The sequence below is a fragment of the Lactonifactor sp. BIOML-A5 genome (assembly GCF_009677585.1).
GTDB lineage: Bacteria > Bacillota > Clostridia > Lachnospirales > Lachnospiraceae > Lactonifactor.
The window spans coordinates 67,705-85,449 of the sequence record NZ_WKYV01000003.1; the positions used below are offsets into that span (position 1 = coordinate 67,705).

Here is a 17,745-nt window from a genome sequence, read left to right on the forward strand (position 1 = left end):
TCATCCACTATACTGATCCCATACTCAAAAGACAGGAGGACAAAATCGTGCTGCAATTAAATTCCATGTATCCCTTGGGGAAAATATAGTATAATGGAAAGAAAAACAAAGGAGCATACACTATGGAAGCTAATCATGTTTTAATTGTAGAGGATGATAAAGAAATTCGGGAAGGTGTTGAGATATATTTACGAAGTCAGGGATACGAAGTATACCAGGCGGCAGATGGCGTGGAAGGTCTGGAGATCATCAACAGAGAAGTCATCCATCTGGCCATTGTAGATATTATGATGCCTCGAATGGACGGCATCACTATGACTATGCAGCTGCGAAAAGATTATGACTTTCCGGTAATTATGCTCTCCGCAAAGTCGGAGGAAATGGATAAAATCATGGGACTGAATATCGGCGCCGATGACTACGTGACCAAACCCTTTACTCCTATGGAACTTTTGGCCAGGGTCAATTCACAGCTCCGCCGCTACAAAATGTTTCTGAATAAGCTGGAACAGAAAGAAAATGTTCATGTCATCGGCGGTCTGGAAATCAACGAGGACACGGTGGAGGTAACTGTAGATGGAAAGCCGGTTAAACTGACACCCATGGAATATAAGATTCTCCTGCTTTTGATGAAGAATCCCGGAAGAGTCTTCTCTGCCGAGGAAATATATGAGCGCGTCTGGAATGAGCGCGCTGTCAACACGGATACCATCATGGTCCATGTAAGGAATATCCGTGAAAAAATAGAAATCAATCCAAAAGATCCAAAATATCTAAAGGTGGTGTGGGGAGTTGGATACAAAATCGAAAAACAACCATAAACTTGCAGTCCTGATTATACTTCTGGTTATATTGCTGCCCTCCGTGGGGATGGTGCGCTTATATCCATTTCTGGATCGGGAATCCTCTGCATACAAAGAAAATTTTTATACAGATTCACAATTTTTACGTCAGATAATATACGGCAATTACGTATTATATACAGAAGAAGCACAAAGAAAAGAAGGGCGTACTATTTTGCCCAATCAGATCTTCTATCCTGATCTAAAGGAGGCTGAAAATTCGCCTGTCTCTGAAGACATGGAAGAGGCCTGGGATGAACAGGATGCTTATGCATCCGCGCTGACTGATTTCAAAAATAATATTCTTCAGGAATACCGGTCCTGGCAGTCCTCCTTTGACAATGTGAGGGGAAATCTGGAGTATCAGGTCCTGGATGAGAACAACCAAATTCTGGATCAGAATGTCACCGGAAGTCTTCTGGAGGACCTTACCAGGGATAAAGAGGAAAAGTATCTCTGGGGCGTAGCTATGCAGTACGATCAGGGAGGAAATTTAACTGTTCTCAATACCTTCGGAGAGAATTCCAAAGAGCTCTCTAATCTTCTGGAGTCCCTGGGACGCAAAGACCCTGTTGATGACTACTACTATGAAAGCTATTACGGATCCACCAGCCTGTCAGCCAGCTATTCCTTCCAGTTTCCTCAAAACCGTACCTTTATCTACGGTATGACAAGGGAAAATGCCAATGCTTATTTAAGCCTGGATCTGGAAAGCAGGTATCATGGGTACATTGATTCAGGAGTTGTTTACCAGACATTACTCTTCCTTATAGTCCTGGTAGGGCTCGCTGCCCTGTTAATCCCGTTTATCCGTCCCTTGAGGACAGGAAACGAAAAAATTTTCCGGGCGCCCATGGAGGCAGCGTTTTTGGGCTTTATCCCTCTGAGTCTTATTGTCAGCTCCATTGTTCATCTGGTGGTAATCACCAATGAAGGAATTGTAACAAAGACATTAAAACAGGCCGGCCTTAAAAACCCGTATTTAATTGAAAGCTTGTCCGTTGCCTGGAACCTCTTGTGGTGGTGTCTGATTTTTGCCCTGGTATATTGGATCGTGTCCTGCCTCAGAAATGTATTTACCCTTGGACTGCGGCGGTACATTAAAGAAAGAACGTTAATCTACAGACTCTTCGCATGGATCAAGCGGGGGTGTGTCAAAGTGTATCACTCATTTGATCACTTGGATTTTCAGGATAAATCAAACCGTACCATTCTGAAAATTGTGGGAATTAACTTCATTATACTGGCTCTCATCTGCAGTTTCTGGTTTTTTGGAATCGGGGCCCTGATCCTCTATTCCATTGTACTGTTCTTTGTACTGCAGAAATACTTTAATGATTTGAAAACGAAATATAAAAAATTATTATCTTCTACCAACGCCATTGCAGAAGGCAATCTGGATGTAACCATAGACGAAGATTTAGGTGTCTTTGAACCCTTTAAAGGAGAGATTCAGAAAATACAGACTGGTTTTAAAAAAGCGGTGGAGGAAGAGGTCAAAAGTGAGCGCATGAAAACAGATTTGATTACGAATGTATCCCACGATCTGAAGACCCCTCTCACTGCCATCATAACTTATGTGAATTTATTGAAAAATGAAGACCTTTCCCCTGAGATACACCGCTCCTATATTGATATCCTGGAGCAAAAGTCTCTGCGGCTGAAAGCACTCATTGAGGATTTGTTCGAGATCAGCAAGGCAACCAGTAAAAATGTGACTCTGAATCTTATGAGAGTAGATATTGTGAATCTTCTGAAACAGGTAGCATTTGAACTGAACGATAAGATTTCCCAGTCCACACTGGACTTCCGCTGGAATCTTCCGGATGAAAAAATCTGCCTGACTCTTGACAGTCAGAAAACCTACCGGGTATTTGAAAACCTGCTAATCAACATACTAAAATATTCGCTGAGCCATTCACGGGTATATATTACGGTGGAGGCCATCTCCGGTGAAGCTGTGATTACCATGAAGAATGTGTCTGCCCAGGAATTAAATTTTAATCCGGAGGAGATTACAGAGCGATTTGTCCGGGGTGATTCCGCCAGAAATACCGAAGGCTCGGGCCTGGGTCTGGCCATCGCCAAAAGCTTTGTAGACTTACAAAATGGAACCATGCATATTACCACCGACGCGGATCTGTTCAAGGTGACCATACGGTGGCCGCTGGAAAAACAGGAGCCGCCGGCTCCGGAGAGCCCTCAGGCTGCTGACACAGAAAGTCCCTTATATCTGGAAGGTCCCCAACGCAGAGAGGATGCACTTCCCAAACATGATTGATGACGAACCGTTTGATAGATTCTAAGAAAAAAGACGATGCTCATAAAGCGTCGTCTTTTTTTTCCAGCTCCTGTAAAAATCTGTGAATCACAAGGTTATAGGCTTCCGGTCTCCCGTAAATGGACATATGATTGGCATTTTTAATAATTTTCAGCCTGGCATCCGGCAGAAGTCCTGCCAGCTTTCTTGTGTGAGACTCCCGAATCATATCTTTGTCAGCCGCAATGACCAGGGCCGGAACTGTTATTCCCTTAAGTTCCTCCTCCGTCAGCTTCGGATGAAGGGCCATCAGACCGTACAGCTCTTTTTTACAGCGGGCTTTCCAGTGAAAATGAGCGGCCAGACGCCACCAGAAATACATCCATTTTACCCCCTGGTAAAACCAGAATTTCATTCCCCTGGGAGACCAGTTCCCGCTGACTGCTATCAGTGCACTCAGCCGCTTGGGATACAAAACCGCATACTGCAGGGCCAGGTTTGCCCCATCGCTGAATCCCAGAATCACAGGCGCTTCTATTCCCAGATAGTTCAGCACCTGGAGAATGTCATTGGCCATCAGGGAAAAGTTAAGGCCCCGGCAGCCCAGAGAGGATTTGCCATGCCCTCTGCTGTCTATCAGAACCAACTGATATTCTCCCCTGAACCTCTGAATCTGGGCCCGGAAAGCTGTATGGTCTTCCCCATTTCCGTGCAGAAGAACCAACGGCCTCCCCTCCCCCACTACACGAAAATAAATCTCCGCATCCTCCACACGGACTGTCCCCTCTCTTCTGACTCTCTTCATCTCTTCCCTCTCTTCTGCTAGTAATTGATCGCTTCTTCTCTGGTCATCCAGAAGTGAATTCCCGTGGTAGACTCCACCCAGCGGTCAGGGTTAAAGTCTTCCACTCGGGATACCTCCCCCACCCGGTAAACAAAATTCTCATCCACATAGGATCTGGCTTCCGTAAATGACTGGGTCTCATCCACACTTTTAATAGACAGAACCTTAGCCTTATCACATCTGCAGGCCCGGTTCGTGGCAGAACACCGCCTGGCATCTGCAGGAATCAAAAGCTGCACGATTCTGAAGTCAAAGCACTTTTTATAGGCTACAAATGCACCCGACTCGGGGCAGGGCATCCGGTAAAACCTGGTGTTCTCATCTGCCTTCAGTCCAGTAAGGACAGCCCCTTCAAACACTCCCGCGTATAAATCAGCCCCGCAGATGCAGGAATATGACAGATCACAGAATCTCATATTAGTACCCCCAAGATCCGCCCCTGTAAAATCCGCATTTCTGAGGGAACAGCCCGGAAAATAGGTGTTGGAAAGATCCGCATTTCGAAAAACTGCCCCGTCCAGCCGGACGTTTTTGAAATTGCTCCATCCAAAATCTATGTTTCCCAGGTCCCATCCTGACAGATCCATATCTTCAAAGCTGCTCTCTCTCAGATCCAGGATCTGTCCCCGCTTTCTTCCCTTCAAAGCTTCTCCCAATTCCTCTTTTGTGTAGCTTCTCATCCTTTCATCCCCTTACTCCAGCTTATTTTTCATCCTTCTCACTAACAGCTCAAATCTGGGGTCCCCCGCCAGCTCCCCTACTCCGGACTCCGGGGACAAAGCCTCCAGAAGACTCTTTTTAATCACAGTATCGTTTAAGGGCGCCTGATCTCCCAGGTCAAATTCTTTGAACCACCCGTCCAGCTTATCAAAGTACCCGTCCCCATGAAGCCTCACCGGAAGTTCTGTCTGTATCCATACCTCAGCAAACCGCTCCAGCATATCCAAAGCCTCTTCCCTGCTCTCCTGTGACAGAAATCCCAGCGCCGCAACATAGTATAGGTTCCCCATTGTCATAGGGTGCAGCTGGTCCAGTCGGAAGCAGTCCGACACAGCAGCCATCCGCTGTACCGTTTCCCGGAACGCCTCCTCCTCATGCATATGAAGCATAAGAAACTTCTGTGCGTCGGCAATTAGTCCTATCACCTTCTGATACATGTCTATCTGCAGAGTCTCCACTGCCTTATCTCTCTGGCCGGTCTGCTCATAGGCACAGGAAAGGAGGATTTCTTCTCCCAGTATGGGCATTACGGTATCCTGCAGCAGAGCCAATGCCTTTTTAGGCTCTCCCATCTCCAGATAACCTGTTGCCTCCAAAACATTGGCCTGACGTATGAGGAAAATATCCCTGCTGCCTTCTTTTACACGGATGCTCAGTTTGATAATCTCTTCCAGAAGTCCCCTTCCGGTCTCTGGATCAGGTGCCAGTGCAAAATGGTTTAATAAAAGATTTGCCATGTTAAGCAACAGAGGAAAGCAGGAATAATACTTACGTATAATTTCACGGCATTCCTCATAGACCTCGCCAAAGGGTTTGAGGGAAAAGGCTGACGCCAGACGGCTGTACAGTCTGCGGATTTCCCCTTTCTCCAGCTGGGGTTCGTATCCCATAAGCTCGTCAATACTGATATTAAAATAGGAAGCCAGCTGGGGGAGTATCGCAATATCCGGATAGCTCTGGCCGGTCTCCCACTTTGACACCGACGCTTTGGATACCCCCATAAATGAGGCCAGCTCCTCCTGGGTAATTCCCCTTTCCTTTCTTTTCTCACTTAGCTTTCCAGCAATGTGAATCATGCCTGTCCTTCTTCCTCCTGATCATTCGTCAAGTGTAATTTATCAAATACATAGAAAAGCAGACTTAAAAGCATGCCTGCCACGCAGGCAAGAACCATGCCTGTCAGCTCAATATTGCCCATTTTTAATGCAATCCCTGATAATCCGGTCACAAATATGACAGACGTAAGCGTAAGATTCCTGGAGCTGCCGTAATCCACCCTGGAGTCCACCAGAATACGAATCCCCGAAGCCCCGATCATGCCGTAGAGCAGAAAAGAAATCCCCCCGATTACCGGCCCCGGTATCGTACTGATCAGCATAGAAAGCTTTCCAAGCAGGGAGGCTGCGATGGACAAAACCGCAGCACCGCCGATGACATATACGCTGTATACCTTGGTCACTGCCATTACGCCAATGTTTTCCCCATATGTGGTAGTCGGCACAGACCCGATCATACCGGACAAGGCAGTAGAAAAATAATCCGCGAATAAGGAACGGTGGAGGCCGGGATCTTTCAGAAGCTCTCTGCCCACAATCTTACTGGTAACAATCTGATGACCCACATGCTCAGAGGCCGTCACCAAAAGTACCGGAAGAATTATCAGAATAGCACTGATATTGAACTTCGGCATCACAAAGTTTGGCAGTGCAAACCAGGGGGCTGCCGCTACCTCTGTAAAATCTACGATCCCACACAGGAGCGCCGCCGCATACCCTACCAGAATAGCAATTAAGATAGGAATCACAGAAAGAAATTTTTTGAAAAGTACGGAACCCAAAACCGCAGTGCCCAGGGTAACAATAAATACAATTACATTCTTAGGATCCACCGTTTCCTCCAGAAGCCCTGCATTGCTGGCTGCGGTTGAGGAAAGTTCCAGGCCGATGAGAGCTACCACCGGACCCATAGCAGCAGGCGGAAGCACTACATCGATCCACTCGGTGCCAAACTTATAGATGATAAATGCCAGAATACAGCCGCAGACACCCACAGCGACAAAGCCGCCCAGGGCGTATGGATAACCGAACTTGGATATTACAATACCTGCGGGAGCTAAAAAGGCAAAGCTCGATCCCAGATAGGCAGGTGCTTTGCCCTTCGTGATAAGGATAAACAATAAGGTTCCCACACCATTCATGAGAAGTACAATCGCAGGATTAATCTGAAAGATAAAAGGTACTAAGACAGATGCCCCGAACATGGCAAACATATGCTGGATACTCAACGGCACCAACATCTTAAAAGGCACCTTCTCTTCCACCTGAATCACTTTTCTACTTTCCATTTTCCAACCTCCACATTTCTATTTTCTATCATTCTACATTCTTTTCTATTTTATCACATATTCTGATAACGACAATAAAAAAGTGACAAAACAGGCTGCTGTAAAACAAATTTCATTTTACAGCAGCCTGTATTGATCATTTACTTTATAATGGCTTTTACCCAGACAGCCATCTCACCCACACCTCTGTTGTTCCAGTAGGCATAGGGAATTGCCCGTATTTCCCGGGTCTCATACTGCGGCTCATAGATTTCATACAAATGTCTGGATCTATTCACCATCCTTTTCCCCTGAAATCTGACTGCGATTATGCCCCCAAACTCATCCGACTGTTCCTCCCAAAGCCCTTTTTCCGTATCAGCAAAGAGTGCTGCAAGATTATTTCCATTGTCCCTCTCTTCCAGACAGTAGACCAAAGGCCCCCGCATCACAGCTACTTTTCCCACATCAGAACTCACCTTAACATCGGCCCGGACAAACACAGGTTCCATGGAGAAGTGAATCTGAAGCTCTGTGTCCTCTGTCACACGGACTCTTGCATATCCCCTGCAGTTGTCAAACGGTATCTGCCTTCCCCCGGAGTATATTGTGTAGTCCCGGGCATAGGCAGGAATCCTGAAGTTTATGCAGAACCCTGATTCCGGTACCCCTGTCAGACTGATCCTTACCTCTCCCTGCCAGGGAAGCTCTGACTCCACTCCTATACTGACGGTGGAATTTCCCACACAAAAACTGCTCTGGCCGGATATAAAAAGATGCATATAAATGTGGTCTTTGTCTATTCCATAAATGTACTGTCCCAAAGAGGCCAGAGTCCTTGCAATGTTTGGGGGACAGCAGGCCACCCCGAACCACCTTTGCCGCTCCTCTTTTACATGCTCCCTGGACGTTCTGGGGATACAGTTCCCGGGAATCACCTCCAGTGGGTTTACATAAAAGAAACGTTTGCCATTCAGGGCAACCCCGGCCAGAATATTATTATACAGCTCCAGCTCCACTACATCCGCGTATTTGCTCTCCCGGGTAATATTAGCCATCCGCAGGCTAAACAGCGCCATGCCGATTGACGCACAGGTCTCTGAATAATTATAATCGTTGGGGAGATCATAGTCTGTGGTAAACCGCTCCAGGATTCCGGAGGATCCAATTCCCCCTGTGATATACATTCTCTTTTCCGTTATATTATCCCACAGCCGCCTGCAGGCCTCCAGCATTGCTTCATCCCCGTAAGCACTGGCCACATCCGCCATGGCACAGTACATGTATACCGCCCGCACCGCATGTCCCTCCGCAGTATCCTGTTCTCTTACCGGCTTGTGGGACTGTGAATACCTGGGGTCATAGTCCTCGAATTCAGGGAAGATATGCAGGTAGCCCGGTGACTTCTGCTCTTTCAGAAAGTAGTTCTCCCCTAACCCGCGAATATCCAGAAAATATTTTGCCATGTCAAGATACTTCCGATTTCCTGTAGTCTCATACAGTTTTATCAGGCCGATTTCCACCTCCTGGTGTCCGGGATATCCGTGATTTTGTCCCTCCCCGGGACCAAAGGTTTCGCAGATGAGATCCGCCAGCTTCAGAACACAGTCGAGGAATTTTCTTTTTCCTGTGGCGTTGTAGTAAGCCACGGCAGCTTCCATCATATGGCCCGCAGTATACAGTTCATGCCCCTCGCACAGATCCTTCCATTTTTTGTCCGGCTCTCTGATAATGAAGTAAGTATCCATATAGCCATCCGGCTGCTGTGCCTCTGCCAGAAGGTCTACCACACCGTCGGCCAATGCCTCAAGTTCCTGGTTTCTCCCGGAAGACAGGGAATACCCCACTGCTTCCATCCATTTTGCTATATCCGTGTCCTGAAAAACAGCTCCGTAGAATTCTCCCTGGATCCGGCCGGCCGCTATCTTAAAGTTCTCCAGACAGCGGCTGGACTCTGCCCCAGGCACCTTATCATTCATAATATCCCACTGATAGGGAAGAATGACGTCTTTTACTAAATGAATATGTTTTGTCCAGAACCGGTCTTCTATCTTTATATCTGAAAGATTAATTGTCTCCAGTCTCATTTTTGTTCTCCTAGCTGAAATGTTTATTTCGTATCTGTTCAAAGTCAGTAGTTCCGAAGCGATCCAGCAGAGCCCAGTAGGCCTTTACTCCCACAGCATTGATCCATGGGAAGCAAGTCTTATTGCCCTCTCCTTTCCACCTGTGGCCAAAGCCCTTGTCACCGCTGAACATAGGATCATCTACCGCCCACCAGCTCACCAGATACCCCTCCTCCTGAAGGCCATATTCTGCATAGCTCCAGTCGTTTTCCGGAAGAGCTACTGTCTGGCTGCACCCCAGCCAGTAGAGCCGTGCGGTCTCAAAAAGCTCCGGATCCTGGGCATAGACAGCAATCTGCGCAATCTCGGCAACACACATGAGCTGGAAGGGATGAACATATCCGCAGCCGCAGGTATCGCAGGCTCCCATTCCTATACTGTTAAACCCATATTTTCTGAGCGTACTGTCCTCCGGCAAAGGCACATCCCACAGGCATACCCAGGATGCAGTATAATGAGCTGCCCGCACTGCTCCTTCCAGATACACTTCTTTTTTTGTAGCCTCATACAGAGAAAGCATGCCGAACATAGGATATAAAATACTTTCATTGTCGATCAGCTGCCCCTTTGCATAGATACTGTCATGGACACCCCCGTTAAATCTCACCTTGTCTATGATATATTCTTTTACAAAAGCTCCCGCCTTTTCTGCCGCCGACAAATATTTTTCCTCACCTGTCATCTGGTACATCTCCACTAAGAATGAAATGGAGGTCCCGGTAGAAGACCGCTTTTCGTAAATGCTCTTTCCAAACCACAGTTCCGGTTGCGTGATGGGATTGCCCTGCAAATCATAGGCTCTGTACCAGCCGCCATCCTCCTCCTGTGCTGTAAGAAGAAATTCCCCGTAGTTTTGGATGGCCTCCAGCCAGTTTTCATGAAGAACGCCGTGCTCCTTTTCCAGGCGATACAGACGAAGAAGCGCTGTCACATCCTCATTCATACATCTGAGGTACGCGCCTTTCAGGTTTACCAGAGTATCTATGACCTCTCTGCGATAGTCATACAGAGGACCCATCAGCTCCTCCAGTTCTTCCCCCTGGGCATACGCAAGGGGGAGAAGTAAGCCGGTCCACCAGAAATTCACTTTTTTCATATCAATATTGTATAGATTGTAAAACAGTCCGGATTCCCTGATATGAATTTTATCGGCAAAAAAGTCTGCTACCTTCCTCGCTTTTCTGATATATTCCTGATTCTCTGTCTGGTATCCATAGCGGAGTACATTGCAGGCATTTAATATATTTTGTCCGGTAAATCCATACTGAATAATGTTCTCCAGCTGCCGTCCCTCCTGGGGATGGCAGTTCAGCACATAACCTGCCGGCTCATTTTCATCCTCTGCGTATGTTTTTTCAACATAGTACTTATCCAGCGCCTCCAGACGGTATCGGACAATTTCCTCCGGAGACTCCAGCAATGCTTTTGGTTCCGGTTTTTCTCTGTCAATGACCGACTTTACGTTGTACCAGCATGCTTCATGAAAGTCCTTGTGACTGCAGCTGCTCAGACGGTAAGAGACGTGAAAGCTTTCTCCCTCCTCCAGCGGCCAGAAAGCACCGAAGGGAACTGTCTTAACAATGTAAAGGCCGATGGTGGCATCCCCCTCATAGAATGGGTAGCAGGCGGCAAGCTTCACATTTCCCTCTCCCTCCCCGTCTACTCCCATGCTTCCTATGTCTGTTTTCTGCAAAAATAATGCGTCCCTTCCCTGGCTGCCCCGGTCCGGATTAGAGTCATAGGCAGGAAGCGGCGCACGCTCCAGGCGGACGGCCTTCTTATGCTTCTCTGAAAATGCCATAAAAGCAGGATAGTTAAATCTGTCATCCCGGAATATAGTTTTCTGTGTATGAAAATAATCCTCATACCCGTCTTCATCCAGATCGTTCTTGTCAAAGATAGCCGGCGGTGCAAAGTACCTGAGTTCTCCGAATCCGGTCTCCTCCTCCGGAAACAGATCCATTTCCAGCAAAAGCCGGATCCCCTTTTTGCCGCCTGCTTTTAGGATCTTTACTGTCCGCTCTAGCAAAATGCCGCGATTGTCTTCGCTGTACTGATCCGTGAGCTCAATTCTTCCTGCCGCCTCGTTCTCCAGGACTGCAGATGCCGTCACTCCATCTGTTCCATATACCACCTCCTGGTATGAGGTTTCCGTCCGAATCACAGAATTCTCCTGGGATCCGTCCCAGAGTTCAAAAATCACCGGATTGGTTATGGTTCCCACAACCATTTCTTCTGAATCTCTTATTTCTGTTCTCTTTTCATTTATTTTTATACGCATAGCTCTATCCTTTCACTGCTCCTGCAGTCAGACCTTTTACTAAATCCTTCTGGAAAATTATTGTCAGTATAAATGCCGGTATCATAAACAGGATTCCCGTTGCAGACATGGCTCCCCAGAATGTCTGGAAGGAAGTAACATATCCCGCAATCCCTATGGTTAATGTCTGAGCCCTGGCTGTTGATGTAAGAGACAGGGCAAACATGAATTCATTCCAGGAAAACAGAAATGCCATGAGTCCTGCCACCCCTATGGATGATTTGGACAGAGGCACCGCTACCTTAATCAGCGTTCCCCAGACGCCCAGCCCGTCCAGCTCTGCCGCCTCTTCTACCTCCTTAGGTATCTGTGCGAAAAAGTTTTTCAGCATCCAGATAATCAGGGTCAGCTCAAATGGAATATAGGTGAGGATAAGACCTGCTACAGTATCACTCAGCTTCAGATTCCTCATAATCATAAAAAATGGTATCACCATTGCTACCTGGGGGACCATACGCACGGCAGTCACAGCCCCGAAGACAGGTTTTATACTGCGGCTGGAGAACTTTGCGAATCCATAGGCAGCGGGTATCCCCACCACCATAGAAATACCGCAGCTTACCAGTGCAACCACGATACTATTAAAAAGATATCTGAGAAAATTCCCTTCCACAATAACCTCCTGGTAATGCTTCAGAGTGGCTGGCTTGGGGAGGAGATCCGGGGGAATGGAAAACATCTGCACATCCGTCTTCAGCGAGGTGATTAGAATCCACAGGATAGGAAATATAGTAATAATGGCACAGACTGACAGAAGAAGAATCACTGTCCCGTTTATGATTGTTCTCTTTTTCATCCCTACTCCTCCTTTTCGCTCATCAGCTTACTGCACAGCAGGCTGAGGAGGCAGATAATTACCATGACAATAAAAGAAGCCGCTGATCCCCTTCCAAAGTCCCAGTCTGTAAAAATCCGTTTATAGATATACGTGCTCAGCACCTCTGTCTTTCCCCCCGGACCTCCTCCGGTTAAAATGTAAATTAAGTCATAGATACGGAAGGCATCGGTGAGGCGTATGACCAAAATAATTAAAATAGTAGGCTTCAGCTGGGGCAGTATAATGCTCCGGAAGACCTGCCATTTATTGGCTCCGTCGATCTCCGCCGCCTCGTTCATTTCCTCAGACAGTCCGCCCAGGCCTGCCAGAAGCACAAGGATAACAAAAGGCGCCGCAAGCCACAGATTGGCCACAATAATAGTTACCCAGGAGGTCTGGGCCGAGGTAAACCATAAGGGTGCCTCAATACCTATTTTGGACAGCAGGTGGTTAATAATCCCATACTGGTCTGCAAACAGCCATCTCCACTGGAGTCCGGAAACAACAGGGGCAACCATCAGAGGAACTGCAAAAATCAATTTAAAAAACTTAGACCCGGCCGTCTCCCGGTACAGCAGCAGGGCCACAATAAACCCAATGATAAATTCCAGTATAATAGTAGTTATCACAAAAAAGCAGGTATGAAATAAAGCCGACTGGAATTTGGAGTTTTGAAGGACCGATATATAGTTTTTCAGCCCTACCAACTCAAACTTATTGGCAACAATAGCATTAGAATCCGAGATACTGATTATAAAAGAATAAAGCAAAGGTACTGCAAACGTAATGATTAATATAAGAACCGCGGGAGCGATCAGCGAGTACCCCGCTAACCTCCGCCGTCTTTCTCTGGCTGATACTGCCCTCATTCTACTCACCTCTTCTAAAAGTAATGCCCACACATAACGGTTATATGTGTGGGCATATAGTTTTACTCAACTGCTTCTTTGATGGTTTTCTCCGCCTCTTTCAGTCCCTCTTCCACACTGACCTGCTGAGACATAATATTGGAAAGTGTATAGGAAAGCTCATTCTGCACGGTTGGAAAATTAGGATTTTCCGTTGCATTGGACGCATAATTCAACGCCTCAGACATTACCTGTATACTTTCCTTGTCAAAGTCTGTCAAAGAAGTATCACCTTTCACTATCTCAAGAGAGGAGTTTCTGGGTACCGGATTGGTATTTGCTATTCCCAATGCTGCCAACTGTTCGGGAGATGTCGCCCACTGTATAAACTCCCACGCTGCCTCTTTGTTTTTAGAGCTGTTTGATATTCCGAATCCCCAGGTCCATGCCGCGGTTGCCTGCTCTTTTCCTGCGGGCTGAACTGCCACTGCAAATTTATCCGATACTGCTGACTGCTCCGGATCCTTTGCCATAGCATACATATAGGGCCAGTTCTTCACCATAGCAACTTTCCCCTGCATAAACATATTGTGCACATCTGCGTTATCATATCCCAGGGAACCCGGCATGACGCTCTTGTCCTCATACATCATTTTCAGAAGAAAATTAAAGGTTTCTATATTTTCCGGTGAATTTACAGTAACATTATTGTCTTTGTCAATAATAGAGCCCCCTCCCTGATAGAACCAGTCTACCAGATGGGTAACAGGCTCACCTGCCTGCTTTGCCTCAATGATGGTTCCATACACATCATCCTTTGTTAGCTTCTTCGCAGCCTCCGCATATTCCTCCCACGTCTTAGGGAATTCTGTTATGCCTGCTTCCTCAAATAAATCTGTTCTGTAATACACAATAGGCGTATGGACAAAAAATGGTATAGAATAAACCTCGCCCTCATAGGAGGATGCATCTAAAGCTGCCTGATAAAAGTCACTCTTATCTTCTTCGGTAAGCTTGTCTCCCAGAGGTTCCAGATAACCTTTGGATGCAAATTCTGATATCCAGGGCTGATCCGTATCATAGATGTCAATTGCCCCGCTGCCGGATATGGCTTCCTGAACAAAGCGCTCATGCATATTATCATGAGGTATCTCCACCCACTCTATCTCTATCCCCGTCTCTTCGGTGAATTCCTTTGAATGCTCCTGATAGAAAGCAATGTTTGGAGCCCCGGCTTCCGCACCTATAACAAGCTTGGTTCCTTTTTCACTTTTACTGTCCGTTCCCTCTTCCTTTGTCTGTTCCTTGGCTGTTCCCCCGTCAGATTCCTGCTTATCCCCACACCCGGAAAACAGCATGGACGCCATTGTCATTCCCATTACCAGACACATCAGTTTCCTTTTCATAAAATACCTCCTGCTTACATATGTTTATTATTTACCTTTTAGCTACAGACTTTTTCTCCACAAACCGGCAGTCCAGAACTACCTTTTTCTCCTTAACCTTCTCCTTATGGATCAGACTCAGAAGCAGCCGGCCAGCCTCATCTCCCATGGCTTCCAGAGGCAGATCCACAGTTGTCAGCCTGGGACGGGTAAACCTGCATACTTCCTGATTATCGAATCCAATGATAGATACATCTTCCGGAATTCTTACCCCGTCATCCAGAGCGGCGTCTATAAACCCTACTGCCATCAAATCGTTCATAGCAAAAATCGCGGTTGGTTTGCTCATCAGTTTTTTGTACCTCTCATAAGCCAACCTCCCGGATTCGAATTCCCAATCCCCGGGGAAAATGTAGTCATTGTTGATGGTAAGATGATTCTCTTCCATGGCTTCCCGGAATCCCTCGTACCGCTGGTGCGCTGGTTTTGACGATTCCTCCCCGCAGATTAATCCGATGTCTGTATGATTGTTGGCGATTAAGTGCTGAACTGCTTTTTTTGTTATATTCTTATTGTCATAGGTCACGTAATAATTTTTTTTGCCGGTGTCATAACAATAGGCAAGGACAAAAGGAACCCCTACCGGTTTTAAAAGCTGTGACACGTCTCTGTCATGGAGGGCCACATAAATAATTCCGTCCACCTGGGCCCGTTCAAAAATCTGAAAGCCCTTTTCTATTATCTCCTTATACCGGCTGATTGACTCAAAATCTTTTCCCACACGCTTTAGCAGCCCCATGTCATTTAGAATAACAGTATATCCATGCCGCTCTGCATACTCATTAATTCCATTAATAATTCTGGGAGTCTGAAATGCTGTGATATCCTCCACCATGATGCCAATCGTATTACTCTTCTTTGTTCTCAGGCTTTTTGCTATTCTGTTGGGAACATACCCCTCCTCTCCGACGATCTGCATAATTTCTTCCCGCTTTTTCTGGCTCACATTACCTGTACCATTCAGAACATAGGATACCGTTGCCACGGATACACCCGCCTTCTCGGCAATCTCCTTCATATTCATAACAGCTTCCCTCCCTCTTGAGTTAATCGATTAACTTATAAAGTAAAAAAAATAGATTTAATTGTGCAACTTTTATATATTATTCGTTCATATTTATTTTTTTAATACTAATTACTTAGTTAAACGATTAATCTATATGCTTAATATATCACGGTTATCTTCAGTTGTCAATAACACTTTTTATAATTTCAAAGACAAAAAGACACCCCCTAAAGAAGCGTTCACTTAGGGATTGAAGAAAAACTTAAATGAGCAGCTTCAAGCGGAGGCAAAAAGACCAGCCATATCCAAGCATATGTACTTGAAATGGCTGGTCTTTGTCTTTCGTCATTTTACTGTAATTCATTTTCAGACATTTTTTCTGCTTGTTCAATAATTAATTTAACTGCATCTGCCTGTTTATCAGGTGGATACTTATATTTACGTAGAAGCCGCTTAACGGTAATGCGCATCTGAGCACGTACACTTTCACGTACATCCCAGTCAACTTTCATGCTATTTCGTATATTAATTGTTAGTTCTTTTGCAATTTGCTTCAGCACATCATTTTCATAGAATTCTCTGGCGGATTCATTTTCAGATATAGCATCATAAAATGCTAACTCATCATCAGATAAACCTAGTTCTTCACCTCTTTTATGAAGACTATTCAAATCTTTTGCCATTTCGATAAGCGTCTTTATAACTTCAGCAGTTTCGATTGACCGTTTAGCATACTTATTAACTGATGCTTCTAGCATTTCTGAGAATTTTTTAGCTTGAACAACGTTTTTTCTAGAAATCGCCTTAATTCTACCATCAAGCAATCTTCGTAATAGTTCTAATGCTAAGTTTTTTTGCGGAAGCCCTCTAACTTCCTCTAAAAATTCATCAGAAAGTATGGATATATCTGGTCTATTTAAGCCTACCGCTGCAAGAATATCTACTATCTCTTCTGAAATAACAGATTTTGAAACTAGTTGTTCTATTTCATATTCAACTTGATCTTTTGTTTTCTTAGGTTTACCCTTGGGTAACAATTTTATTATTCCGGCTTTGACCGCTTTAAAAAAACTTATCTCAAGGTTAATTTCTTGTGCTTTTTCTGATGTGGCGCACAGAGCATATGCTTTTCCTATCTCAACTACAAAGTTTAGAAAGTCTTTTTTTTCTTCTTCTTTTTTTCCAAGAATGAAGTCTACACATCTAACTATACAATCTATTCTTTGAGATGCTGTACCATCTAAGTAACAGCTATAATCGAATCCGTGTAACAAACCTTTTATTTGCTCATATTTTTCCATCATTAAATCTACTGCAACCTGAGGATCAATACCAGTTGTTTTTCTATCAGAAGGGGTATATTGTGCAAGGGCACTTCGAAGATTATCAGCTATACCGATGTAATCTACAACTAATCCACCAGGTTTATCTTTAAACACACGATTGACTCGCGCTATAGCTTGCATTAGGTTATGCCCACTCATAGGTTTATCAATATACATAGTATGCAAACACGGAACATCGAAACCTGTTAGCCACATATCACAAACAATCACAACCTTTAACTCATCATGCGGGTCTTTCATCCTTTTTGCAAGAATTTTTTTCTGAGCAGAAGTAGTTGAGTGCATCTGGAATTCTGGTGGATCTGACGCAGCAGATGTCATAATAACTTTAATTGTTCCTTTATCCACTTCAGAATTATGCCATTCTGGACGATATTTAATAATTTTTGAGTATAGTTTAACAGCTATGTTTCTAGACATTGTTACAAACATAGCTTTGCCACTGAGTGCACTCTGTCTCAGATCATAATGGTGTAAAAAATCCTTTGCAATAACATCAAGACGAGTATCGGTTCCTACAAGAGCTTCAAGTCTAGCCCACTTTTTTTGTTGATTGATTACATATGTTTCTTCTTGTTCTTTTACAATTTCCGCATATTCAATATCTATTTTAGGCTTGAACTCCTGAGGAATATCAAGCTTAGCAATTCGGCTTTCATAATATATAGGAACGGTTGTTCTATCTTTGACTGCCTGCGTTAAATCATAGATATCAATATAATCTCCAAATAATGCAGGTGTATTTTTGTCACTCAATTCTACTGGAGTACCAGTAAAACCTATAAAAGAGGCATTTGGTAAAGCATCGCGCATATATTTAGCAAATCCAAAAGATATTCTTCATAATC

The 17,745-nt window shown here is 45.1% G+C and carries 13 protein-coding genes; 2 read left to right on the top strand and 11 right to left on the bottom strand.

Annotated elements, in window-relative coordinates:
* Nucleotides 1–122 precede the first annotated feature (122 nt).
* Nucleotides 123–821, top strand: a complete 699-nt coding sequence (locus GKG41_RS02955) for a response regulator transcription factor (RefSeq protein WP_072850465.1) — start codon at nt 123–125, stop codon at nt 819–821.
* Nucleotides 793–3,123, top strand: coding sequence for a sensor histidine kinase (locus GKG41_RS02960; RefSeq protein WP_154256992.1), 2,331 nt, complete (start codon nt 793–795; stop codon nt 3,121–3,123). Before GKG41_RS02955 ends, GKG41_RS02960 begins: the two co-directional genes overlap by 29 nt.
* A gap of 40 nt (nt 3,124–3,163) precedes the next feature.
* Here GKG41_RS02960 and GKG41_RS02965 read toward each other — a convergent pair whose 3' ends face one another.
* The 11 genes from GKG41_RS02965 to GKG41_RS03015 form a co-directional block, all read right to left on the bottom strand.
* On the bottom strand, nt 3,164–3,907 hold the full coding sequence (locus GKG41_RS02965) for an alpha/beta hydrolase (protein ID WP_154256993.1): 744 nt from the start codon (nt 3,905–3,907) through the stop codon (nt 3,164–3,166).
* Between the two features lie 17 nt (nt 3,908–3,924).
* A complete protein-coding gene (locus tag GKG41_RS02970) occupies nt 3,925–4,626 on the bottom strand; it encodes a pentapeptide repeat-containing protein (protein ID WP_154256994.1) in 702 nt (233 codons plus the stop codon).
* Nucleotides 4,627–4,638: 12 nt separating this feature from the next.
* The gene (locus GKG41_RS02975) at nt 4,639–5,742 is read right to left on the bottom strand and encodes a helix-turn-helix transcriptional regulator (RefSeq protein WP_154256995.1); all 1,104 of its coding nucleotides are present in this window, start codon (nt 5,740–5,742) and stop codon (nt 4,639–4,641) included.
* Nucleotides 5,739–7,010, bottom strand: coding sequence for a uracil permease (gene uraA, locus GKG41_RS02980; RefSeq protein WP_154256996.1), 1,272 nt, complete (start codon nt 7,008–7,010; stop codon nt 5,739–5,741). The genes GKG41_RS02975 and uraA overlap by 4 nt, the downstream gene beginning before the upstream one ends.
* Before the next feature lie 140 nt (nt 7,011–7,150).
* Nucleotides 7,151–9,076 carry a beta-L-arabinofuranosidase domain-containing protein gene (locus GKG41_RS02985; RefSeq protein WP_154256997.1) on the bottom strand — a complete coding sequence of 642 codons (1,926 nt, stop codon included), beginning with the start codon at nt 9,074–9,076 and terminating at the stop codon, nt 7,151–7,153.
* A 10-nt stretch (nt 9,077–9,086) separates the two neighbouring features.
* Nucleotides 9,087–11,396 carry a hypothetical protein gene (locus GKG41_RS02990; protein WP_154256998.1) on the bottom strand — a complete coding sequence of 770 codons (2,310 nt, stop codon included), beginning with the start codon at nt 11,394–11,396 and terminating at the stop codon, nt 9,087–9,089.
* 4 nt (nt 11,397–11,400) lie between these two features.
* Nucleotides 11,401–12,231, bottom strand: coding sequence for a carbohydrate ABC transporter permease (locus tag GKG41_RS02995; protein ID WP_154256999.1), 831 nt, complete (start codon nt 12,229–12,231; stop codon nt 11,401–11,403).
* Nucleotides 12,232–12,233: 2 nt separating this feature from the next.
* Nucleotides 12,234–13,121 (bottom strand): sugar ABC transporter permease, encoded by an 888-nt coding sequence (locus tag GKG41_RS03000; RefSeq protein ID WP_154257000.1) that lies wholly within the window; start codon nt 13,119–13,121, stop codon nt 12,234–12,236.
* 62 nt (nt 13,122–13,183) lie between these two features.
* Entirely contained in the window at nt 13,184–14,506 is a 1,323-nt protein-coding gene (locus GKG41_RS03005; protein ID WP_154257001.1) for a sugar ABC transporter substrate-binding protein, read from the bottom strand.
* A gap of 31 nt (nt 14,507–14,537) precedes the next feature.
* Nucleotides 14,538–15,569, bottom strand: coding sequence for a LacI family DNA-binding transcriptional regulator (locus GKG41_RS03010; RefSeq protein ID WP_154257002.1), 1,032 nt, complete (start codon nt 15,567–15,569; stop codon nt 14,538–14,540).
* 332 nt (nt 15,570–15,901) lie between these two features.
* Nucleotides 15,902–17,710 (bottom strand): type I restriction enzyme endonuclease domain-containing protein, encoded by a 1,809-nt coding sequence (locus GKG41_RS03015; protein ID WP_243140998.1) that lies wholly within the window; start codon nt 17,708–17,710, stop codon nt 15,902–15,904.
* Nucleotides 17,711–17,745 lie beyond the last annotated feature (35 nt).

Coding starts and splice junctions, on each gene's coding strand:
- GKG41_RS02990 (WP_154256998.1), bottom strand. CDS start 11,396: ATGCGTATAAAAATAAATGAAAAGAGAACAGAAATAAGAGATTCAGAA.
- GKG41_RS02985 (WP_154256997.1), bottom strand. CDS start 9,076: ATGAGACTGGAGACAATTAATCTTTCAGATATAAAGATAGAAGACCGG.
- GKG41_RS03005 (WP_154257001.1), bottom strand. CDS start 14,506: ATGAAAAGGAAACTGATGTGTCTGGTAATGGGAATGACAATGGCGTCC.
- GKG41_RS03010 (WP_154257002.1), bottom strand. CDS start 15,569: ATGAATATGAAGGAGATTGCCGAGAAGGCGGGTGTATCCGTGGCAACG.
- GKG41_RS02975 (WP_154256995.1), bottom strand. CDS start 5,742: ATGATTCACATTGCTGGAAAGCTAAGTGAGAAAAGAAAGGAAAGGGGA.
- GKG41_RS02970 (WP_154256994.1), bottom strand. CDS start 4,626: ATGAGAAGCTACACAAAAGAGGAATTGGGAGAAGCTTTGAAGGGAAGA.
- GKG41_RS02965 (WP_154256993.1), bottom strand. CDS start 3,907: ATGAAGAGAGTCAGAAGAGAGGGGACAGTCCGTGTGGAGGATGCGGAG.
- GKG41_RS02995 (WP_154256999.1), bottom strand. CDS start 12,231: ATGAAAAAGAGAACAATCATAAACGGGACAGTGATTCTTCTTCTGTCA.
- GKG41_RS03000 (WP_154257000.1), bottom strand. CDS start 13,121: ATGAGGGCAGTATCAGCCAGAGAAAGACGGCGGAGGTTAGCGGGGTAC.
- uraA (WP_154256996.1), bottom strand. CDS start 7,010: ATGGAAAGTAGAAAAGTGATTCAGGTGGAAGAGAAGGTGCCTTTTAAG.
- GKG41_RS03015 (WP_243140998.1), bottom strand. CDS start 17,710: ATGCGCGATGCTTTACCAAATGCCTCTTTTATAGGTTTTACTGGTACT.
- GKG41_RS02955 (WP_072850465.1), top strand. CDS start 123: ATGGAAGCTAATCATGTTTTAATTGTAGAGGATGATAAAGAAATTCGG.